We start from the raw sequence: 21,034 nt of genomic DNA, 5'->3' as shown, positions 1-21,034 counted from the left end.
TCTATTTTAGAGGCGTGACGTAATGAAAAATAGCGAGTAATATTAACGATAACTGTAAGGAAAACTTACCAATGAAAAAACTCGTTCCGCTTAAATCCGTTTATGCTTTCATTGCTGTTGCTGAGACTGGCAGCATGACCGACGCCGCGCGGGTATTGTACGTCAGTCACTCTGCGGTAAGCCAAGCGATAAAGTCGTTAGAACAACTGGTCAACAAGCCTCTGTTTCAACGAGTCGGTCGTCGTGTTGTTCTAAATTCCGCAGGTAAGCGATATTATCGTAAAGTCGCGCCAGCACTGGAACAGGTGATAGAAGCCACCGAAGAGCTTGCCAGAACGCCTAACGATCACCGTATCACTCTCAACATGGTGAACTCACTCGCGATGCACTGGTGGATCCCTCGAGTCCCCGAATTCCAAGCCTTCGCTCCCTCACTTGATATCCGCATTTCGACGCTAACTGGCCCTTTCGATATCGAGCAGGAAGGGGTCGATGTTGCGCTTGTACATGGCAAACCCAACGAGTGGGAACAATATTACAGCGAGAAACTGGGCGACGATGACCTAATCTTGGTGTGTAGCCCTACGATATTAAAAAACCAGACCGGATTGAGCGTCGAACAACTCGTCAAACAAAACCCGACCATTGGCGTTTTTAACCTCAGGCGACAACACGACTGGCAAGTGTGGTGCGACAATTACCAAATCCCAATGCCCACATTCCATAGCAACCTGACATTCGATGTCTCCATTCAAGCAGTACAAGCTGCGATTCGTTCACTAGGCGTATTGGTTACACATCGCTTGTTTGTGAAGGATGACATCAGCCACGGGATGCTTGTCGAACTGGGTAAACCGGTTGCTAACCCGCACCAAGATTTTTACTTTGTTTGCCCAAAAAACAAATTAAAACAAGAAAGTGTGCTAAAACTGAGAACATGGTTAAGACATGAATTCACACGCTCAGAGACAGCACTGAACGATGACATTCAAGAGCAAGACCAAACTATCAATCAATAAGCGAGTGACAGCTCAGCAAGCTTACAAGAGGCCATTATGATTATTACCACCACACAATCAGTCGAAGGCAAGCGCATTGTCGATTACAAAGGGGTTATTGCCGGAGAAGCCATTCTAGGGGTGAACGTTTTCAAAGATATGTTTTCAGGAATTCGTGACTTTGTGGGTGGACGTTCTGGCACCTACGAGAAAGAACTGGAAAAAGCACGTAACTACGCGTTCAAAGAGTTAGAACAGAAAGCGATTGAAGCGGGTGCCAACGCGGTGGTAGGCGTAGATATTGATTACGAAGTCTTGGGAACAGGTAATGGCATGTTGATGGTCTCTGCTAGTGGCACGGCGGTTGTCGTCGCTTAATCGCTTAATCGCTTGGTCAATTAGTCACTTAATCACTTAATCTCTCAACACTTGGGCACATAAGATGTTGAGCACTTAAGCTATTGAGCAATCAGGCAGCCTAATGAAAACTCGTTCCAACCCTTTGATGATTAGCCGCCAGAGGGTTAGAACGGTTATAAGCTGATACTTAGCTAGATGTTACTCGTGCAACCTTTTGCCCGGAGAGCATGTCATCAAACGAGGCAACTCTCGCCAAGAATGCACCTTTATTTTCAGGTAAGATAGAACTCGCTAAAGGTAAGTTCGCTTTCATTGAATCCACCGCTCTTCCACGCACCAGTACTTCAAAATGCAAATGCGGCCCGGTTACGCGACCAGTCGTGCCAGACAACGCAATTTTCTGCCCACGCTTAACCTGTTGCCCCTTCTTAACCAAGAATCGGCTCAAATGCAGATAGCGAGTTTTGTAAACACTGTTATGTTCAATCACTATGTATTTCCCCGCATACGGGTGGTTACGAATAGCAATAACTCGACCGTCACCGGTTGAATAAACTGGCGACCCTACGGGTGTTGCGAAGTCAGTACCATTATGCGGAGATATACGTCCGGTCACTGGGTGCTTACGGTACGGGTTAAATGGCGAAGTAATTCTTCGGAATTGTTTGTCTATTGGGTAGCGATTGAACGCTTGCTCAAGGCTGTTACCCTCTCTGTCGTAGAAGCGTCCATCTGGAGCAAGAAACGCGGCCACTTCCTTACCTCGTAACGTAATCGATATGCCTTGGATCTCCGTTTTTCCTGTTAGATGGTCGCCTGTGTATTGCTCATTGACCAACACATTAAACTCATCGCCCGCTCTTAACTGCTTTGAGAAGTTAATCTTGTCTCTTAACGTTCGAGTGATATTGGCTATCTGGTTAGTAGTTAACCCCGCTTTGTAGGCTGACGTTGAAAAGCTACCGTGAACACTACCCGCATAGAGTTTTTCTTTCCATTCGCCTGGGATCTCGTGGAATTTATAGGTGAAGCTACCATCATCGTTTCGAGTAAAGGCTGCTTGCTCAACCAAACTCTCGTGATAAATCAGCTCCACAAGCTGTTTTGAGTCACTATCCAAAAGCAACTCTAGATGGTCACCAGGTTTTATTGTGTCGAGTTTCAAAGACTCCAGATCCGCTTCCATCACCTTTTGAACGGTTCCATATGGCAGTTGCCATGACGAAAAGATGTTGCTTAGCGTATCGCCAACTTTCACAAAATAATGGACCTTAACCAAAGAGTTGGGAGTCGCTTGCGAGTCGATGACTTCCTTATCATTAGGTTGAGAACCTTGGTAAGGTGTTATTTTGATAGAGATTTCTGGTGCTGGTTTGGAGTGAAAAGAGAGCAAAGCAGCAAGGGAAAATGCGCTGATCGCAGTAACGATCAGACCAATACGGAGGAACTTCATAAAATACTTAGCGGTTATAACGAGGAACTTAGAAAGTGTTATAACATAACAATTAAATCAAAAAAATAAATGAAATGTAAGAAACCATAGCGCGATAGGTGTGAAAGTATGGTGAGCATGCAAAGCCCACCACCTTAGTTAACACGGATCTTTACCTCATATTACTCTTCACGAAGTACTTCGAAGCGTTCTAAGCCTCGCAGCATCTCAAAGTCCGGCTCTTCAGTTAGCAGCTCTCTCATGGACCCACTGGCTTCAATAGCGCGCTCTAAGTCATCGATAGCTTGACCTTCTGCCCCTAATCGAGCATAGGCGCAAGCACGTTGATACAAGGCATGAGCATTTTGGTCATCGACTTCTAATACACGGTTACAAAGACTCATTGCCCAGTGGTATTCCTGTATATCCATAGCAGCGTCAGCTTTGGCAGTAAGTGCTTCTAAATCTCCAGGACGAACCTTCAGTATTTCATCGTAGATTTCAATTTTTTGCTCTGCCGTTTGTGCGTTCTGTGCTCTCAACCATAGGTTATGAATCTCATTGATAATTTCAATTTCGCGGTTGTTGTCGGAAATGATTCTGGTCTTGCGCTTAAGATCCCGTTCAAGAACATTAAACTTCTTCTCATAGTCTTGAGCGATAGAATTAAGTCGCTTATCAGCCATGTCTTGAGTTGTGTGTTTAAGCTCTTTGATGGATTGCCAACCCACCAGCGCGATAAGAGAGGCCACACCAGCAATAATGTAGAAGAAGTAGGTTACGGTTACATTGGCGTAATTCAGAGACTTGTCTGCCACAGTCAGTTCCCGGTCAGTCATCTGAATGGTCAAGCGTCTTTCAAGATCCTGCTGTTCCATTCGAAGCTGCTTCAACTCATCCAAGATATAGCGTTCCATCAGCGGTCTATCCAAATACTCTTGTTCCGAGTACTTAACATCTTCGCTTGCAAAACTCATCGTGCTGAACACCGAGATAACTGCAACCAATAAGATTCGAAGCATTATACATTCCTTATATGTTTATATTTAGACTAACTGTATCTCGTAATAGGCATACAAGCTAGGAAGTCGACAAGTTTGCTATGTCCATATTGGAATTAACACTCTAAAACATCATTGATAATTATAAAACACCTGAAGCAACATCATTAATTTCTAAATTATAAAAATACCGCGTAATACTGTTCTATATGATTAATTCGCGATGCGAATATACCGAAAAATGGTTTATTGCATCGAGATGAATCTTATATTAATAACGATCAGAACGAGGTTAATTTGAATAATCCACGATACGATTTAGTAAGCCGTGTACTGCACTGGGTAATGGCTTCTGTAATCATCTATGCAACGATCGCAGGGTATGTAATGCACTATGTCACCAGTCATCCAGAGCTGTTTTCTTTTCTGTCAGTGCTCAACATGTCATTGGCGACCGTTGCGACGCCACTGCTTGTGGTTCGTTATATCTGGAGCCACTTTCGCTCGTCGCCAAGCATGCCAACCTCTGTGCCTGAAGGGCAAAAATGCGTTGCCAAGCTTGCACACTCTTTGATGTATCTTGTGATGTTTATGGTTTTCAGCACCGGCTACTTAATGCTAAAAGAACCGTACTCTTTATTTTGGTTAGTGAGCGTAAATAATCTAATTACCGACTCTGCAATCAACGGCTTCTTTTTCTATTTCCATCGTGCCAGTTGTATTGCCCTAGCCTGTTTAATTGTGCTGCATATCAGTGCCGCACTTAAACACCACTTTGTCTCTAGGAACTATGTATTGAAGATGATGCTCTAGATTCAGAGAATTCAACACGGTTTGCACAAACAAAAAAGCCATAGCATGTTCGCTATGGCTTTCTTATTTCAATTTGATTACTTGGTTTGAGTATCAATCATCACTTGCCAGTATTCACATTTAGCCAAGAACTCTTTTAAATAAAGCTCTGGGTTAGCAAGTTTCTCACCGCCTTTAACATCAGCACCAGTCACACGCCAAAAGCCACGAGTGACCAAGTTTCGATGATAAATAAAATCGTTGAGTTCATTAGCCTTCAAAGGAAGTTGTTCACCAAACGTATTTTCGTAGCGGCTCAGAGTCGAGGCTTGTTCACTTGGCTTCTCCCTTAAAAAGGTATCCAAATCCAAACCTAATGACTGTTGCTGCTCTTTTGATAGGGCTTTAGCTAATTTAGAGATCACACTGAACAGAGCCAACTCAACTTTTTGAGACGCTAATAACGATGCACCTAAAAGCGCATGTTCGTTGGAAATATGTTGTTCTGTTGATGAAACGGTTGCTGTTGTCACTGTGTTAACCTCAAATAATCATAACGGGTGTTACTGAACTGGATAGAGTCTTTTCACTAAGCTGAATCTTATTCTTGTTATTAAGAAGAATCTTGCAGCTAAGCAGAGCCTTTCGACTAAGCAGAATCTTTTAGCAGAACACGGTCAGCATCAATAATGGTGAAGCCTGATGCATCTTCATTCTTTTCGACTTGCACTAAACCTTTAAAACCAATTTGCGACAGCTTCTTCGCAAGTTGATCTGGTGCTGTTTCAAAAACAACATTCATAAAAGGTAAAGACTCAGCATCAACAAAACCATGCTCGTTAAACAGTTCCATTGCTTGAGATAAATGGTCTGAGTCGGTTAATTCGATAATTTCTACAACTTCTTCCAACAACATTTTCGATTCCATATTCGCCAGAAAGTGACTGACACAAGCCGGTTCTTTTTGCTTGCATACATCCCGATGCCCTAAGACACCCCTTTAGTAGTAGGGAGATCATAACATATTAATAATCGTAAAATATGTTTTATTTTCCCTAAGCTACTGGGAATACTAGAAAAGAATAGAAATTGGTGAAACATAAGCAACACCAATTCATAGTATCGATAACGGTAAACCTGATTTGAGGTGATCAGGCAACCGTTACTTGAGAGTCGCCCGTTTCTACAATCGATTCTTGTAACAAGCCAGCATAAATACCATTGTGTGCCACCAGCTGTTGATGATTACCTTGCTCAACAATTTCACCCTTTTCCAACACCAAAATCGTATCTGAGTGACGAACGGTACTCAAACGGTGTGCAATCGCAATCACGGTTTTTTCCTTGAAAAGGCGCTGCATTGCTTTTTGAATCAGGTCTTCAGTGATTGAATCTACCGAACTGGTCGCCTCATCAAGCATCATCAATTGACCACCCTGTGCAACCGCTCGAGCGAACGAGATAAGCTGCGTTTGCCCTACAGACAAGTTAGAGCCGTTCTTTTCCAAGTGGAAGTCATAACCTTGTGGCAATTGTTCAATAAACTTATCGGCATAAACATAGCGCGCCGCCTGTTCAACCTCAGTTCTAGATAGATGCGTTTTGCCCAGCGCGATATTGAATTGAATGGTCTCTTCAAATAAGTGCACGTCTTGCATCATCATTGAGAACAAATGAGCAGAGTCTTCACTTGAGAGCTGTGACAGCTCTATTCCATTCAACAAAATGCTGCCTTCATAGTCTTGGTAGGCTTTAGAGATCAGACGCAGAATCGTCGACTTGCCCGAGCCCGTCGAACCCACAAGCGCGATTTGATGCCCTTTCTCCAATACAAACGAGACATTCTTTAGAACGTAGGGAGAGTCGTCTTTGTAGCGGAAGCTTACGTTCTTAAACTCTAGGCTCACAAACTGTTCAAGCTGCTTCTCAACCTTGTTAGATGACAACAGGTTGCGCCCTTCTTCTTCAGTCGGCTCAACAAACAGCTCTTCAATATGGTCAAACGCTGCAAATGAACTCTGAATCGAAGCGATCTGCGAAGTAAAGTCACGAATCGGAACAAACACTTTCTCTAAGGTGTTGATGAACGCAATCAGCACACCCAAGGTGAGCGCCCCTTCTAACACTTGCTCAGAGCCATACCAGATCATAATCGCGATAGTGATGGAGGTGATGCCAGAGATAAACGAGAACAAAATCGCATCGTATTTATTGATCTTCTTCTGCGCTCTTAAAAACTCATCGGTATAGCCTTGGTAGCGTTGCTCGACTTGCTCTTCCGCTCGGTACATCTGAACGGTTTTCATGCCAAATAAGACTTCTTGTAAAAAGCCAATACCGCGAGCCAACGAAGAACGAGTCACCTTATAGAGTGCACGAAGTCGGTTTCGTACATAAACCGTCAAATACATCACTGGTGGCATAATGATCAATACAATCATCGTTAACTGCCAATCAATAAAGAACATCATCACTAACAGAGCAATGGTATTGATGCTGTCTTTAACTAGCCCGACAACCGACTGAACAAACGTCTCGCCGATGGTTTCCAAATCACTGGTTAATCGTGAAAGCGTTACGCCAATCGGTGTGTTATCAAAATAGCTGCGTGGCAGTTTGAGCACGCGAGCAAACAACACTGAGCGCATGTCAGTTATCGTGTATTGCCCGGTTTTACGTAGGTTGTACGAATAGGTGGTATCCACCACATAGCTCGCCACCAGCACGGCAACGAGATAGAAGACGTACTCGAGCAGTCCATCCATATCCCCGTGACTCAGGTGAACATCGATCACTTGAATGATCAGCCAAGGGAACAACAAGCTCGTGATGACAGAAAGAGGAAGCATAGCGATGCCCAGAATCGCAGAGCCTTTGTATTTCTTAGCAAACTTAAAAAAGTGCTTGAGGTACTTGAGATCAACACGTTTTAACATGCTGCTGCCTCCGTTTCATTCTGCTGTAGTTGCCATGTATCGTAATAGTAATCACAGGTTTTCAATAACGTGGCGTGGTCGCCCTTCGCGATCACTTTACCTTCGTTCAACACGATGACTTCATCCATATATTCAAGGGCATTAACGCGGTGTGAAACCACAAGAACCGATTGATTTTCCAAACGTTTAAACAAACCTTCCAAGATCTTACGTTCTGTTTCATAGTCGACAGCCGATAGAACGTTATCCATGATGATCAGGTCGGTGGGTTGCAATAAAGCACGCGCAATACTTAAGCGCTGCTTCTGACCACCTGACAACATGATCCCTTTCTCACCGACTAAGGTTTGATCGCCGTGTTCAAAACGTGTCACATCACTAGCCAACTGGCTGAGCTCTAGCACTTCATCAACCTGACTCTTTGCCAAATCGGTATCTAGGCTACCAAAGCGGATATTGTCTTCGACGGTTGCTGAAAACAGGTAAGGGTCTTGAGTCACGGTTTTCACGTAACGGCGTAAGTCACTGCGTGAGAAGCTAGTGACATCTCTTTCACCAAGGAAAACAGAACCTTGTGGTACATCCAAGTGGTGGTTTAAGCAGTTCACTAATGTCGTTTTACCCGCTCCGATCCCGCCTAACACACCCACTTTCTTACCTGCTGGAATATCAAAGCTGATGTCATCGAGAATCACGCGTTCTTCACCTGAATAGCTGAAGCTGAGGTTGCGAACAGAAAACGTTTTTCCCTTCAGTGATTCAACATCTAGTTCAGTCAGCTTATCTTCATCAAGCTCCGGGACTTTGGCATTAAGAATGGTTTGTGCACTTTGAATACCTACCATGCCACGCTGATAAATGGTCGCGATTCTGCCAAGTTGCATCAATGGCATAGCGAGCAAAACCGAGTAAGTCAGAAAGGCGGTAATCTCACCAAGTGTGAGTTCCTGTCTCATTAACATGTAGCCACCAAGCCCAAGAATGATGATTTTCATCAGGTCATTGGCGTAGTCGAGTACCGGCATAAAGAAGACTTGAATGCGTGTAATTTTAAGGCGGCATTCAAGCAATAACTGGTTCAGTTTTTCAGTTTCAGCTTTCACCCAGGGTGACATCTGCTGGCTCTTAATGAGATCAATCCCAGACAGGTAACTCATTAGCTGAGCAGACAGATTTTGTAGGCGCTTCATGTGCTCTAAATGCAGTATTTTCATACGCTTGAAGCCCACACGGAAAATCACAAAAGCGATTGAGATAGGAATGATCGAATACAGTGTGAGTTCTGGCGATATGCGCCACATGTAAAGAGGCGTCAACGACAACGCAAGCAAGGCATTGAAGAACTGCAAGAAGCCGACACCAAACATCAGTCGAATGCCACTAAGGTCATTGTTGATAATCGAGATCAGTCGACCCGAAGCAAAGCGTTCGTGAAAGCTGCTCGGTAAGCGATTCAACTTTTGTAGAAGTGTACTTTTAAGTGCGGCCTCTGTAATTCGCCCCGGATTAAGCGCATAGATACGAGACAGAATTCTCACCACCACCATGGCAACCGACATCCCGACCACAATCCAAACATAGGTTTGAAGCTGTTGGTGGCCAGTTGAAGAGGCATCATCAATCAAATCTATCGCCAATTGGATATAACGAGGGATCTCTACTTGTAACCAGTTGACGAGAAAGATGAACACAATCGCCAATAAGTACGAGGTGCGATTCATGCGTAGGTAATGGGCAATAAACTGTCTTTTATTCATAGTATTCTTTGTTTAGGGCAGGCTCACAGCGAGATTTAACGATATAACCGGGCAGTTAAGCTAGATAGGTTCATCGCTGAGGTAAAGATACATCAAAAACACTTAGTTGACAATATCAACCATATTCAATAATTAGTTTCGGGTATTAAGTTTTAGCATTGCTAGAAACAACTTTGCCGCCAAAAGTGGCGGCAAATAAATAGCTTAGCAGGCTAGTATTGATAACGGCTAAAGCATCTCTTTGGCAATCAAATGCAGCAAAAAGGTTTCACGTTCAATACTCATGCCCTTCTTAGGGCTCTCTGCCATGGTCTTTTCGTTATGAGCGATCGCTTCATGGATATTCATCCACACCGGTTTCATCCCGTTTTTCACTTCATAATCTTCGTAAGCCGTTTCACCAAGCTCACGATCGATCTTGCATGAGTAGCAGTAAGAAATCATGTGCATCATGTCTGCATCATCTTTGTACCAAGGACGAAACTCTTCAAAAATGCCGAACGGCTTGATGCTATGGATATTCTTCGCGCCAGTCTCTTCTTCGAGTTCACGAACCATACCTGCGATCACATCTTCCCCTTCATCCAAACCACCACCAGGAATGGTGTAGTCGTGATAACGCTCTGTATACAGCATCAGAATGTCTTCACCATCTAACACAATGGCACGGGCAGCGTTGCGCTTATAGACCGTTTTATTGTCTAGATGGTCGATATCAGGATGGATGGTTGTTTTTAGGTGTCTCATGATTCTGACTGCTCTACTGAATTTGGCGGCATCATATCATAATCATCAATAGATTCGAGGTTCACAACCGCTAACCAGAACGGATCGGACGGGGATATTCCTACGGTAACTTGAATCCACTTAGCTTGATCTAACACTCAAAAAGTCGTTAAACATGAAGAAATATCAACCTATTTCAATATCTTGACCAAATTAGGACAACCTTTTCTGAAATCTAAAATATACTAATTTCATAGAGCTTCTCATTTGGTTCTGTAGAACTTAACGCATTCGATTATAGAGTTATCACGTAGGAGATAGACATGAAGAAAATTGGTTTGATGGCTGTATGTGCCGTTGTATTAGGCGGTTGTGCAAACGACTATGCAGAATATAGCGAGGGCCAACGTGTTTCAGTCGCTAACCCAGCAGCGGTTTATTGTGTTCAACAAGACGGTGAATTAGACACGGTTACTGAAAACAATCAGCGTACAACTTACTGTGTATTCGATAACGGCGAGCGCATTGAGCAGTGGGAGTACTACCGCAATAACCATGAGCAAGATTCAGAAAACCAAAGTTAATCACTGTAAAAAACACATGAGCCTTCTGGCACAATGTTATGGGCGATGATTACGTTCGAGCGGTTAAAAACATCACTGAAGAAGGCACTGAGCTTCTAGCTTACTGTCTGATTGCCTTTGCGAGTTTAAAGACCGTTATTGGCATCACGAGAAAGAAATAATCACCTATCGCCACCAGCGATGTGTGTGATCCGATTCCGGATCTAAATAACGATTCAATAAAGTCAGGTTAGTATCTAGTAGAGCTAGGTATTCCCTGACTTTTTTTACATCGGTTCCCACTGAAGTCTGCTGGATACAGCGCTCCAATGCTGGGAGTAAACTCTCCACAATGTCAAAGTCAGATGAACGTCCAACGAGCTCTTTGGCAGTGATCAATGCTTCCAAAGACAGTCTTTCTGGCTCCCGCCTCACCAACTCCAAATTTCGCTTAAATACGCCCGCACAAACACCTTCAAGATAAACTCGATAAGTGGTCAGTACATCCATTAACAGAAACAATTGCCCTTGAGCACTTTGATGTGGGTATGGCACTGCAACATGAGCCTCTAACAGGCAATCTATTTGCAAATCGACTCCAAGTGCTGAACACTTTTCGACGAGAACTTTAAGTAAACCTTGCTCGTCCATGAGCGATTGAATCTCGAATATACGTTGTAAGTGGTAGTCATTCGAAACGAATGTCACTTGCACACTTTGCCCGCGAGTAAACAGCCCGCTTGCAATCATCTCTGAGGCCAAGTTCTGTATGTTCTCGACAGTGTTGGTCGAGTGCTGCTCGAGCAAAATCGCCCCTAAAGAAAACGGATGTTCACGCTGCTTTTCAAGCTTTCTAAAGTACTGGTGCATCGCGTCGGCTTCAGACAGTGTTTGCCCTTTTGTTAGCCCACCACAAAATGCTACCGCAGTTTGCTGATTCGACTCTTCTACCAAAGGCTCCGCCAGATACTCAACCAAAGCATCAACTCGACTGATTCCTTCATCAGTCAATTTATTCTCATTAAGTCGCTTACCCAGCACAATAAGGAGGTGATTAATGCTCATTTTATGTTCAAGTCTCGTTTTGGGGATTAGATGGAGTGAATTATGTATACAATACTTGTTAACAAAAGTATTTTGAAATTCTTATATGTTGCTCGCAATAATGCTCACTATTGATAGCGACATCTTAGGTAATACAAGAATAAACGTGTCGCTTTACAGCAAACATAGCACGCTCTTGTATTTCATCGCTCTATGCTTGTTAGCACTAGTCGATAAAAGAGCCCTTTCAATCAATGAATACGCTCTATCGCATAACTGTTTCACCCACAGAACAGGTTCACTCAAAGAAGTGCAACTAACCAAATACAAATTTTACACAGAGTTCGTCCATCGAACCGTCTTCACAGGAAGTTACTATGCTGTCTATTTTTGATATCTACAAAATTGGGGTTGGACCATCCAGCTCCCACACAAATGGACCAATGATCGCTGGGTTTAACTTTACCCAAAAAATTGATGCTCAGCTTAAGCAAGTGAAGCGTATTCAAATCGACTTATACGGCTCGTTATCATTGACGGGTATTGGTCACCACACAGACAGAGCGACCTTGTTAGGTTTGCTAGGTAACCGCCCCGACACCATTAAAATCACCAGTGCTAACCAAGCAATGCGTAAGGCGATTGAAGATAAATCTCTATTGGTTAGCGGTAACCATGAAATTTATTTCGATGTAGAAAGCGATCTGCTCTTCCACAAGACCAACCTTCCGCTGCATGAAAATGGTATGACTATCTCTGCCTTTAACGAAAGCGGCAGCCTTCTGGATATGGAAACCTACTACTCGATTGGTGGTGGCTTTATCGCAACCGCTGATGAGCTACAAAACGGCAAACAGGAAGCAGAAACTCAAGTTGAGTTCCCTTTCTCTTCTGCTGATCAGTTGCTTGAACTATCCGAACAACAAGGACTGAGCCTTGGTGGCTTAATTCTACGTAACGAAGTTTCATTCCAAGGTATGGATGTGATTGACCAGAAAGCCGACCAAATTTGGAAGGTGATGTCTCTGTGTATGCAGCGTGGCTTTGACACGGAAGGCATCCTTGATGGCGGCCTAGAAGTCACTCGTCGAGCACCTGCTCTGCTTAAAAAGCTTGAAGCGAATGCCTCGATTGAAAACGATCCAATGGAGATCATGGATTGGATTAACCTATTTGCCTTTGCCGTGAGTGAAGAGAATGCAGCGGGCGGTCAGGTCGTGACATCACCGACCAACGGTGCGGCTGGGGTTATTCCTGCGGTATTGATGTACTACCATCGTTTCATCAAGGAGCTAGACACCAAGCAGCTTAAAGACTTCTTGGCAGTCTCTGGCGCAATCGGCATCTTATACAAAACCAACGCTTCGATTTCTGGCGCAGAGGTAGGTTGTCAGGGTGAAGTCGGCGTTTCTTCATCAATGGCCGCAGCAGGCCTAACTGCCCTACGTGGTGGTAGCAACGAACAGATTTGTATTGCCGCTGAGATCGCGATGGAACACTCACTGGGCATGACATGCGATCCGATCGGTGGCCTTGTTCAGGTGCCATGTATCGAACGTAACGCAATGGGTGCAATGAAAGCCATCAATGCATCGCGCATGGCGTTGAAACGTACCAGCAAGTGTCTTATCTCGTTAGACAAGGTTATCGAGACCATGTATCAAACAGGTAAAGACATGAACAAGAAGTACCGTGAAACTTCTCTAGGCGGCCTAGCCGTGATCCACATGGCACCACCTTGTGAATAAAAGACAGGAACACGAGTGGAGAAAGCCTCTATAGAGACAGCATTCTTGTAAACTTAGTTTTCAATATCTCAACAAAGCCAGCCACCAAGCTGGCTTTTTTATTGGCTAAAGCCCAACAGCTAATTGAAAGTGATACTCACTCAAAATAACTTACAGAATGACTACCTCTAACTTTCCCTTTATTAGTTCATTACTTAGCCACAAATGATGATGGCTAAATTTCATACCGCCATGCATCCACTTGCAAAATCTAACGTTGCAAATCTCATTCATGAGAAATATGAATGCACTCATAAGAAAAGATATATCGAGTATAGTTCTGTTTGGGACAGATGTTTCAGTTTATGTATTACTACTAATGATATTATAATCGGGTAATTACACTACATATTAATACAAACGTGAGAATAAAATAATGTGGAATAGATTAAACAAATCAATGATGTTCTGCCAAATGATGTTCGGACTTTCGTTCTATGGCGTCATGGTGATCTTGACTCGTTTCTTCCTTGAAGATCTGAACTACAATGAAGCCGACACCATGATGGTTGTTGGTGCTTTCTCTGCAATCGGACCGCTATTTGCTATCGCAGGTGGCTTTATCGCCGACAAGTTTTTAGGCGCTTACCGATCTTTAACCATTGCCTTCCTAGGGTTCGCAAGTGGTTACGTTCTACTGGTACTTGGTGCAGCAGCAACCAATGTTCCGATGGCATTATGTGGTATTGCGTTAGCAAGTTATGCACGTGGTTTGATGTCCCCTTCTTACCCAAGTCTTTACAAACGCACGTTCAAAACTCAAGAAGATTTTGAGAACTGCTACCCAATCAACTACTCAGTAAACAATATTGGTGCTCTGTTAGGCCAATACCTGTTCCCAATGCTAGTACTTGTTGTTGGTTTCCACGGTGGTTTCCTTCTTTCAGCGGTTCTAGCCGGTGCTGCGCTTCTGATGATGATCTTTGTTCGCAAAGGCCTTGTTGAAGCAAGTGCTGAAATCGACCAAAAACCAGTAAGCACTAAAAACTGGGCAGCGTTCCTTGGTCTTTCAGCCGCTATGATTGGCTTGGTATTCTTCATGTTCTCGAACATGGATATTGGCCAAAACATCGTATACGCAATTGGCGGTGCAGCAATCGTCTACTTTGTCTCTTTGATGTTGAAATCGAAGAAATCAGACATGCTGAAAATGGGCACTATTTTAATCATCACATTCCTGACGACATGTTTCTTCGTGTACTACGGTCAGATGATGACTTCGATGACAATGGTAGCGATCAACACAATGCGTGGCGATCTATTTGGTTTTATCCCTGTTGCACCTGAAGCTTCAATGGCAATGAACCCACTATGGTGTATGGTTGCTGGTCCTATCATCGCGGGTATCTTCTCTAGCCTAGAAAAGAAAAACATTAACTTCTCAACTGCAACCAAAGTCGGTTTCTCTTTCATCCTTACGGCTATCGCTTTCGGTATCCTTACGATGGCAGTAACGACAGTGGGTGACGATGTTCTGATCCGCCCAGAAGTCTTCCTAGCGATTCACTTCTTCCTAGCATTCGGTGAAGTGATTGTAGGTTCAATGGTTGTAGCCTTCATCCTGTCTGTTGCACCTAAGCACATTGAAAACTTCTCAGTAAGCTTGTTCTCTGTTGCTATCGCACTATCAGGCATTGTTGGCGCGGTATTCTCAACGTCTATTGCACTAGAGAAAGGTCAAGAGATCACACAAGAGATCGTGCAAACGGTTTACGGTGATTACTTCCAAATGCTGACTGTTCTTGCCGTCGTGATGGTAGGTATCGCAATGGCAGCATCGTTCATTATTCGTAAGATGCTAGAAGCTGCGAAAGCCGCTGAAGAAACGATTGAACTAGAGCAAGCAAACAGCTAATTCTGTTCGCTGAGTCAAACCAATCCTAAGAGCCCTTTAGTTTTCTAAAGGGCTCTTTTTTGTAGGATCCGTTTCTCAATAGGATCTGTCGTATAAGTTAGGTAGTACATGTGTAAATAAAAGTAAATGATAACTATTAGTATTGAGTGTTTTTTAGTTCAGGATTATGATGTGGAAATCCAAATCTAAGAGAGCCTTATATGAGCAAGCCTAGCCCTATCACATTAACCGTTACTCAAACCTCAACAATTACTCCAAACATGCAGCGCATAACGCTTAGCGGTGAGGGATTAAGTAAATACCCAACAGAATGTGCCGGCGGCTACATCAAGCTTTTATTCTCGCCACTTGGCACGACTGATTTAAGCCAGCTAAACGAAGGTGAGCGCCCAACCATGCGTACCTACACCATTCGTCAGTACAATCCTGTAGAGCAGTGGATTGAAGTCGATTTCGTTCGTCACATCACTAAAGATTTGCAGTGTGGCTTTGCTGCAAGGTGGGCAATGAACGCGAAAGTGGGTGACACTATTTCAGTGGCTGGTCCTGGTTTAATTCAGGGGCTTAACCTAGAGTCAGACTGGTTCTTCTTAGTTGCAGACATGACGTCCCTACCTGCGCTTTCTGCAAAAGTAAAAACGCTCCCAGAAACAGCAACTGGTCACGCTATCATTCAGATCAACTCAGCAGCAGATAAGCAGGTACTTGAGACTCCTCAAGGTATCAAAGTAACCTGGTTGATTGAAGATGAAACCTCAGAGTCACTTTCACAAACCGTGCGCAACACAGAATGGTTAGAAGGTCAGGTTTCAATATGGACAGCGTGTGAATTTGAAAGCATGCGTGAGCTAAGACAATACTTCCGCAACGAAAAAGAAGTCGCGAAAGAGAACATCTACATCAGCAGCTACTGGAAACGTGGTGTCACTGAAGATGGCCACAAAGTGTTGAAACAGCAAGATGCTCAAGATTTAGCGGGGTAAGTCTTTACTACCTACAGCTTCTTACTAGATAAAGAGAAAACGCCCTTAACGAAGTTTGTTTCGCTAAGGGCGTTTTTTCATTTAACTTAATAGAGATACCTATTCACAAATCCCCAATCACTCAGGCGATCTTTTAAGTCAATGAGATAACTAAGCCAGCAATAATTAGAGATACGCCTACACCGCGAGTCGCGTGCCACTTTTCCTTTAAAAAGTAGATCCCCATCACTACGCCGAAAATGATACTCACTTGCCTAAGAGCAACAACCAAGCTGACATTTTCAGTCATGGTCATCGCAAACAGCACTAAGCCATAGGTCGAAGCCATCATAATGCCTGCAAGCGTGGCTTCCTTTCGCAGTATCCAAGCATTAGTAAACTCGATTCTTTGGTTGGTTACGAATAACCAAACACTCAACGGAATCACAATTGCCCAGAACTGGATACCTAGGTAGAAAATCGCGGTGTGCTTGTTAGTTATAACTGGTGTGCTCAAAGGATCGAGTAACAGAAGCGCTTCTTTATCAATGATGGAATAGCCCGTGGTACCAATGGCCGCGATTAACGCCCACAGTACGCCAAGGTTGAGATACGCTTTTAACCTAAGATCTGAAAACTTCTTAAGTGGTACAAACAAACAACCCAAGGTAATCAAGGTGAAGCCAAACCATTGATTAGGTGACAGCTCATAGCCTATCAACACCGTGCCTAAACCCACCATCAACACGGGCAGTGCTCTTGCCATTGGGTAAATCACGCCGATATCAGCTTGTTTGTAGGCCGCGCCTAACCCAATCAAATAGATGATTTGACAGATCCCACTCAAGAAAACCAGTTGCCAGAATGGAAGTGAGATATTTGATAGTCCTACACTGTGAACATACCAGAGCAAGTAAGGTGTCAATATCGCGGCAGCGGCAAAGCCAGAGGCTAAGAAGAATGACGAACCCGATCCTTGATTAGACTTACCTAAAACGTTCCAACCCGCATGAAGCAGAGCCGAAATGATCACGATGACAATCGCAGAGAATTCCATTTCATTCCTAAATTATAGGTGAATTAGCACAACGGCTGACAACAGGTGATAAAAAAGGCCTCCGAATAAGAGACCTTTGAGCGTTTCAATTGGGCAATCCTGCATAATTGCAGATATGCCAACGTTATAACGTATGACTAGCGCTCTAGCTGCGCGATTGACTCAATACTGATCGCGTCATGACGCCAATACTCAATATCACAGTCAATCAGGTCGCCGTTTTGGTTGTAGTTCACACGCTCTACGACCATTGCAGGAGAACCAGAAGTCGCACGCAGGGCTTGCGCGGTTTCGCCAAGCAAAGATGTTGTGCTCACTCGGTAACGGATCTTCTGATACACCACGCCAAAGTGCTCACGGTAGATGTCCGTCAACGATTTAGACAAGTCATAATCAAGCAAATTAGGGAACAACTCTGGTCGAATGTAGTTGGTCACATACACAACGGGTCTGTCTTCAAGATAACGAACTCTGTCTACTCGATAAACATCCGAAAAAGGTTGCAGCTCAAGAAGCTTAGTTGCTTCCTTGGTTGCTAACATGCCTTTCGCTGCCACTAATTCTGTTTTCGGCTTACGATTCTGCGACAAAGCCATATTAGTGAAGTTCAGCGTTTGCGTTGGATCGTAGCGCAGTGGCGCAGGAGAGATAAACCAACCACGTCGGTCTTCTCGATAAATTCGTCCTTCCGCTTCAAGTGAAGACAAGGCTTCACGTAACGTAACTCGTGTTGTATCAAACGATTCAGCCAGTTTGCGCTCCGCAGGCAGCTTCTGTCGTGGTGTTAACATCCCCGACTCTATCTGCTCTACGATGACATCTTTGATTTTTACGTACTGCACTTCATTTCCTTTTATTCTTGTTCTTGTCGTCAGCCACTCCTTGGCCAACTGCAATATAAAATAGTTCGCTAGCGTTTACGCCAAGCCTGGGTGCGCTTCTCGAATAACTTGTTGATTAACATATGAATCAACTTCGCGCTCGCTGCCGATATCATGATCATCACCGCCATGGCAGCTGCTGCACCCGTTTGTCCCGCATCATCCATATTCAGTACTGAAACTGACGCAGGTATCGTATCGGTAGAATACAAGAATACTACCGCAGATGTCGTGGTAAGTGCATTAATAAACAGGTATGTCGCAATATCTAAAATCGCAGGCAAACAAACCGGCACCGTCACTTTAAAGAACAGCTTGTATTGCGGTAGGTTAACCGAAGCCGCCGTCGCTTCTATTTCCTCAGGCAGCTGTTTTAATGCGGTTAACGCTGTCATGTGGCCGACTGTGTAGTAGTGAACCACCGTATTAATCACCAAGAACGCCATCGTGCCATATAAGAAGTTTAGTGGGTTACTCAAATCATTAAAGTAGAAGATATACCCCAAACCCAACACCATACCCGGAACGGCCATCGGTACCACACTGAGCATCTGCATTACTTGACGAACAGGACCGAATGCTCTGCCTTTCTCAATGCAATATGCACCAAGGAAAATCAGAACTGTACCTATGATAGCAGTCCAAGCACCCAGCGTTAGAGAGTTGAAGAATGGCGTCCAACCGTAGGTGCTCATTTCTGCGAAGTTGTAGTTGTTTAGCGTTAGCGCTTTATTCCAAGGCCAGAAGGTAACCATAGATCCGTATATCGCCATGCCTAGCACGATAACAACAGCCACTGAAATTACGGTGCAATAGAGTAAACACACGCCATCACGTAGAGTGTTTGACTCTGGTTGGTAAGCGACGGAGCGAGTATCAAACAAGCTCTTTTGTTTCTTTTGAACCCAGCGGTCAACGGTAAATGCAAGCAACGCAGGCAATAGCAATAGGATGCTAGTCACCGCGCCCATAGAGAAATTCTGTTGCCCTACTACCTGCTTAAAGATATCGGTAGACAGAACGTTGTAGCTACCACCAATCACCTTTGGCACACCAAAATCACAAACCACCAGCGTAAACACAACGATCAAGGTACTTATCAAGCCGTATTTTGCCGCAGGTAACGTCACCATGAAGAAGGTTTTTAGCGATGAAGTATTGAGTGCACGTGCCGCCTCATAAAGACGAGCGTCAGAGGTTCTCAATGAAGTAGTCAGAATCATTAAGGCGTGTGGAAACGTCCAGAATATCAGGCCCAGTGAGATACCAATCAAGCCGTACACCGAGTTACCACCTAAGACTTCTTTAGCGATACCTTGATTACCAAATAAGAAGATCAAACTAATCGCTGGAAGCAATGAAGGAGCCAGAATAGGCGCTGAACCTAGCACTTGAAAAAGCCCCTTAAAAGGCATGCATGAACGAGTCAAAGCATAGGCATAGCCAAACGCTAATACTCCCACGACAACGGTCACTAACAACCCAAGCGTGAACGTATTGCCTACCGACTGCCACAGGCTTTGAGAAGCAAAATACGTTGCGAAATTCTGTAATCCTACAAATTCTCCGTCTGCATTCTGAACGCTTTTTTTCAACATTGCCCACAGTGGCATCAGGATAAACAGCGTCATGAACACCGACAAAAAGGCCAACAGCCCAAATAGGATTACGTTGTCTTTACTTAATCGAGCAAGAAAAGGCTGTACTCGTCGTTGAATTAACAGCTTAGATTGCATCATTTGAGTCGATTCCATGATTATTTACGCCGCCTCGTCTTTCATCACTTGCAGGCTTTTCGATGGGTAAGCTCTCAGGCCTTCTTGGTCAAACGCCACATAACGAATATCACTGCGACGCAGCTTCAATCGATTGAACTCTTTGACTGATACATCAACGATGATCTCTTTCGCCGTGGAGTCATGTTGCAATTGACACTCAACACGATAAAACGCCCCTAAGAATTCGCTTGATACGATTCTCACGGGTAATGACTCACTAAAACGATCCACAAACTGGATTTGCTCTGGACGAACGGCAATATCGAAAACATCACCCAGATTTGGCGTGAGGTTATCTAAACCCGGCAACGGTAACATCGACTCAGCAATACGTATCTTGCCTTGCGCTGCGACAGAAGCTTGAATGAAGTTCATGCTGCCAACAAACTCAGCCACAAAACGACTGACGGGTTTTTGGTAGATCTCTTGTGGGGCACCTACTTGCTCAATGACACCATGGTTCATCACCACAATTCGGTCTGCCATCGTTAAGGCTTCATCTTGGTCGTGCGTCACCATGATAGTGGTGATACCCAACTTGCGTTGCAGTTGGCAGATCTCGTCACGCAGATGTGTTCTTACCTTCGCATCCAACGCAGACAGCGGTTCATCGAGTAACAACAAGCCTGGAGACAACGCTAATGCGCGAGCCAGAGCAACACGCTGCTGTTGTCCACCAGATAGCTGATTTGGGTATTTCTGACCAGACGTTGGTAAGCCGATGGTCTCTAACCAAGACTCAACCGTCTCAAGGGCTTCTTTGGTCGACATGCCTTGGTTTTTCAGACCAATCGCAATGTTTTCTTCTACAGTGAGATTTGGAAACAAAGCGTAAGATTGGAACACGATGCCAAAGTCGCGCTTTTCTGGTGGCAAGAAGGTCGTATCATTACCGTTCTGCTCAATGGAACCTGAAGTTGGCAAGTCTAGACCTGCAATCGCACGTAATAAGGTGGTTTTTCCACAGCCGGACGGGCCAAGAAAACAGACGAACTCGCCTTTATCTATCGATAGGGAGATGTCTTTTAACGCTGTAAATTGGCCAAATTGCTTTACAACGTTTTCAATATTCAAATAAGTTTGGTTGCTCATACTACAGCACTCT

The 21,034-nt window shown here is 44.1% G+C and carries 20 protein-coding genes; 8 read left to right on the top strand and 12 right to left on the bottom strand.

Annotated elements, in window-relative coordinates:
• Positions 1 to 71: 71 nt before the first annotated feature.
• Complete coding sequence (locus ACED41_RS08610) at positions 72 to 1,019, top strand: LysR substrate-binding domain-containing protein (RefSeq protein WP_371724806.1); 948 nt, start codon at positions 72 to 74, stop codon at positions 1,017 to 1,019.
• A gap of 36 nt (positions 1,020 to 1,055) precedes the next feature.
• Entirely contained in the window at positions 1,056 to 1,376 is a 321-nt protein-coding gene (locus ACED41_RS08605; RefSeq protein ID WP_004730185.1) for a heavy metal-binding domain-containing protein, read from the top strand.
• Between the two features lie 169 nt (positions 1,377 to 1,545).
• Here ACED41_RS08605 and ACED41_RS08600 read toward each other — a convergent pair whose 3' ends face one another.
• The gene (locus tag ACED41_RS08600) at positions 1,546 to 2,811 is read right to left on the bottom strand and encodes a peptidoglycan DD-metalloendopeptidase family protein (RefSeq protein WP_371724805.1); all 1,266 of its coding nucleotides are present in this window, start codon (positions 2,809 to 2,811) and stop codon (positions 1,546 to 1,548) included.
• A 161-nt stretch (positions 2,812 to 2,972) separates the two neighbouring features.
• On the bottom strand, positions 2,973 to 3,812 hold the full coding sequence (locus tag ACED41_RS08595; protein ID WP_017067625.1) for a tetratricopeptide repeat protein: 840 nt from the start codon (positions 3,810 to 3,812) through the stop codon (positions 2,973 to 2,975).
• 276 nt (positions 3,813 to 4,088) lie between these two features.
• On the opposite strand from ACED41_RS08595, the gene ACED41_RS08590 reads away from it, so the two are divergent.
• Entirely contained in the window at positions 4,089 to 4,604 is a 516-nt protein-coding gene (locus tag ACED41_RS08590) for a cytochrome b (protein ID WP_371724804.1), read from the top strand.
• A gap of 77 nt (positions 4,605 to 4,681) precedes the next feature.
• Here ACED41_RS08590 and ACED41_RS08585 read toward each other — a convergent pair whose 3' ends face one another.
• The 5 genes from ACED41_RS08585 to ACED41_RS08565 form a co-directional block, all read right to left on the bottom strand.
• A complete protein-coding gene (locus tag ACED41_RS08585) occupies positions 4,682 to 5,116 on the bottom strand; it encodes a hypothetical protein (RefSeq protein WP_017064806.1) in 435 nt (144 codons plus the stop codon).
• A 116-nt stretch (positions 5,117 to 5,232) separates the two neighbouring features.
• Positions 5,233 to 5,499, bottom strand: a complete 267-nt coding sequence (locus ACED41_RS08580) for a hypothetical protein (protein WP_017059525.1) — start codon at positions 5,497 to 5,499, stop codon at positions 5,233 to 5,235.
• A gap of 235 nt (positions 5,500 to 5,734) precedes the next feature.
• The gene (locus ACED41_RS08575; protein WP_371724803.1) at positions 5,735 to 7,519 is read right to left on the bottom strand and encodes an ABC transporter ATP-binding protein; all 1,785 of its coding nucleotides are present in this window, start codon (positions 7,517 to 7,519) and stop codon (positions 5,735 to 5,737) included.
• Complete coding sequence (locus tag ACED41_RS08570) at positions 7,513 to 9,276, bottom strand: ABC transporter ATP-binding protein (RefSeq protein WP_017064808.1); 1,764 nt, start codon at positions 9,274 to 9,276, stop codon at positions 7,513 to 7,515. The genes ACED41_RS08575 and ACED41_RS08570 overlap by 7 nt, the downstream gene beginning before the upstream one ends.
• Positions 9,277 to 9,504: 228 nt before the next feature.
• A complete protein-coding gene (locus tag ACED41_RS08565) occupies positions 9,505 to 10,023 on the bottom strand; it encodes an NUDIX hydrolase (protein ID WP_017059522.1) in 519 nt (172 codons plus the stop codon).
• 302 nt (positions 10,024 to 10,325) lie between these two features.
• Here ACED41_RS08565 and ACED41_RS08560 point away from each other — a divergent pair, with 302 nt between their 5' ends.
• Together ACED41_RS08560 and ACED41_RS08555 are read left to right on the top strand one after the other, a co-directional pair.
• On the top strand, positions 10,326 to 10,586 hold the full coding sequence (locus ACED41_RS08560; protein ID WP_371724802.1) for a DUF333 domain-containing protein: 261 nt from the start codon (positions 10,326 to 10,328) through the stop codon (positions 10,584 to 10,586).
• Between the two features lie 38 nt (positions 10,587 to 10,624).
• The gene (locus tag ACED41_RS08555) at positions 10,625 to 10,747 is read left to right on the top strand and encodes a hypothetical protein (protein ID WP_371724801.1); all 123 of its coding nucleotides are present in this window, start codon (positions 10,625 to 10,627) and stop codon (positions 10,745 to 10,747) included.
• Between the two features lie 4 nt (positions 10,748 to 10,751).
• Here ACED41_RS08555 and ACED41_RS08550 read toward each other — a convergent pair whose 3' ends face one another.
• Entirely contained in the window at positions 10,752 to 11,630 is an 879-nt protein-coding gene (locus ACED41_RS08550) for a YdcF family protein (RefSeq protein WP_371724800.1), read from the bottom strand.
• Between the two features lie 356 nt (positions 11,631 to 11,986).
• Between ACED41_RS08550 and ACED41_RS08545 the strand changes: the two genes are divergently transcribed.
• The 3 genes from ACED41_RS08545 (at position 11,987) to ACED41_RS08535 (ending at position 16,234) form a co-directional block, all read left to right on the top strand.
• Entirely contained in the window at positions 11,987 to 13,357 is a 1,371-nt protein-coding gene (locus ACED41_RS08545; protein ID WP_017059518.1) for an L-serine ammonia-lyase, read from the top strand.
• 415 nt (positions 13,358 to 13,772) lie between these two features.
• Positions 13,773 to 15,251, top strand: a complete 1,479-nt coding sequence (locus ACED41_RS08540; protein WP_069601584.1) for a peptide MFS transporter — start codon at positions 13,773 to 13,775, stop codon at positions 15,249 to 15,251.
• A 200-nt stretch (positions 15,252 to 15,451) separates the two neighbouring features.
• Entirely contained in the window at positions 15,452 to 16,234 is a 783-nt protein-coding gene (locus tag ACED41_RS08535) for a siderophore-interacting protein (protein WP_102332033.1), read from the top strand.
• Positions 16,235 to 16,367: 133 nt separating this feature from the next.
• Here the strand turns inward: ACED41_RS08535 and ACED41_RS08530 are convergent, their stop codons facing one another.
• From ACED41_RS08530 to ACED41_RS08515, 4 genes are all read right to left on the bottom strand, one after another.
• On the bottom strand, positions 16,368 to 17,270 hold the full coding sequence (locus tag ACED41_RS08530) for a multidrug transporter (RefSeq protein ID WP_371724799.1): 903 nt from the start codon (positions 17,268 to 17,270) through the stop codon (positions 16,368 to 16,370).
• Between the two features lie 137 nt (positions 17,271 to 17,407).
• Positions 17,408 to 18,112, bottom strand: coding sequence for a phosphonate utilization transcriptional regulator PhnR (gene phnR, locus ACED41_RS08525; RefSeq protein ID WP_016789432.1), 705 nt, complete (start codon positions 18,110 to 18,112; stop codon positions 17,408 to 17,410).
• Positions 18,113 to 18,180: 68 nt separating this feature from the next.
• On the bottom strand, positions 18,181 to 19,890 hold the full coding sequence (locus tag ACED41_RS08520; protein ID WP_371724798.1) for a putative 2-aminoethylphosphonate ABC transporter permease subunit: 1,710 nt from the start codon (positions 19,888 to 19,890) through the stop codon (positions 18,181 to 18,183).
• Between the two features lie 21 nt (positions 19,891 to 19,911).
• Complete coding sequence (locus ACED41_RS08515) at positions 19,912 to 21,021, bottom strand: putative 2-aminoethylphosphonate ABC transporter ATP-binding protein (RefSeq protein WP_102481483.1); 1,110 nt, start codon at positions 21,019 to 21,021, stop codon at positions 19,912 to 19,914.
• Between the last annotated feature and the right edge of the window lie 13 nt (positions 21,022 to 21,034).

This window comes from Vibrio sp. 1F255 (assembly GCF_041439145.1).
In the GTDB taxonomy this organism is placed as follows: Bacteria; Pseudomonadota; Gammaproteobacteria; order Enterobacterales; family Vibrionaceae; genus Vibrio; species Vibrio crassostreae_C.
Note: the sequence above shows the minus strand (reverse complement) of the source record. Positions and strands in the feature narration are given on the sequence as shown.

Excerpts from the sequence above, each read along its gene's own strand:
- ACED41_RS08520 (WP_371724798.1), bottom strand. The coding sequence starts at position 19,890 with ATGATGCAATCTAAGCTGTTAATTCAACGACGAGTACAGCCTTTTCTT.
- ACED41_RS08580 (WP_017059525.1), bottom strand. The coding sequence starts at position 5,499 with ATGTTGTTGGAAGAAGTTGTAGAAATTATCGAATTAACCGACTCAGAC.
- ACED41_RS08540 (WP_069601584.1), top strand. The coding sequence starts at position 13,773 with ATGTGGAATAGATTAAACAAATCAATGATGTTCTGCCAAATGATGTTC.
- ACED41_RS08560 (WP_371724802.1), top strand. The coding sequence starts at position 10,326 with ATGAAGAAAATTGGTTTGATGGCTGTATGTGCCGTTGTATTAGGCGGT.
- ACED41_RS08595 (WP_017067625.1), bottom strand. The coding sequence starts at position 3,812 with ATGCTTCGAATCTTATTGGTTGCAGTTATCTCGGTGTTCAGCACGATG.
- ACED41_RS08610 (WP_371724806.1), top strand. The coding sequence starts at position 72 with ATGAAAAAACTCGTTCCGCTTAAATCCGTTTATGCTTTCATTGCTGTT.
- ACED41_RS08550 (WP_371724800.1), bottom strand. The coding sequence starts at position 11,630 with ATGAGCATTAATCACCTCCTTATTGTGCTGGGTAAGCGACTTAATGAG.
- ACED41_RS08600 (WP_371724805.1), bottom strand. The coding sequence starts at position 2,811 with ATGAAGTTCCTCCGTATTGGTCTGATCGTTACTGCGATCAGCGCATTT.
- ACED41_RS08605 (WP_004730185.1), top strand. The coding sequence starts at position 1,056 with ATGATTATTACCACCACACAATCAGTCGAAGGCAAGCGCATTGTCGAT.
- ACED41_RS08535 (WP_102332033.1), top strand. The coding sequence starts at position 15,452 with ATGAGCAAGCCTAGCCCTATCACATTAACCGTTACTCAAACCTCAACA.
- ACED41_RS08515 (WP_102481483.1), bottom strand. The coding sequence starts at position 21,021 with ATGAGCAACCAAACTTATTTGAATATTGAAAACGTTGTAAAGCAATTT.
- ACED41_RS08575 (WP_371724803.1), bottom strand. The coding sequence starts at position 7,519 with ATGTTAAAACGTGTTGATCTCAAGTACCTCAAGCACTTTTTTAAGTTT.
- ACED41_RS08555 (WP_371724801.1), top strand. The coding sequence starts at position 10,625 with ATGGGCGATGATTACGTTCGAGCGGTTAAAAACATCACTGAAGAAGGC.
- ACED41_RS08565 (WP_017059522.1), bottom strand. The coding sequence starts at position 10,023 with ATGAGACACCTAAAAACAACCATCCATCCTGATATCGACCATCTAGAC.
- ACED41_RS08570 (WP_017064808.1), bottom strand. The coding sequence starts at position 9,276 with ATGAATAAAAGACAGTTTATTGCCCATTACCTACGCATGAATCGCACC.
- ACED41_RS08530 (WP_371724799.1), bottom strand. The coding sequence starts at position 17,270 with ATGGAATTCTCTGCGATTGTCATCGTGATCATTTCGGCTCTGCTTCAT.
- ACED41_RS08545 (WP_017059518.1), top strand. The coding sequence starts at position 11,987 with ATGCTGTCTATTTTTGATATCTACAAAATTGGGGTTGGACCATCCAGC.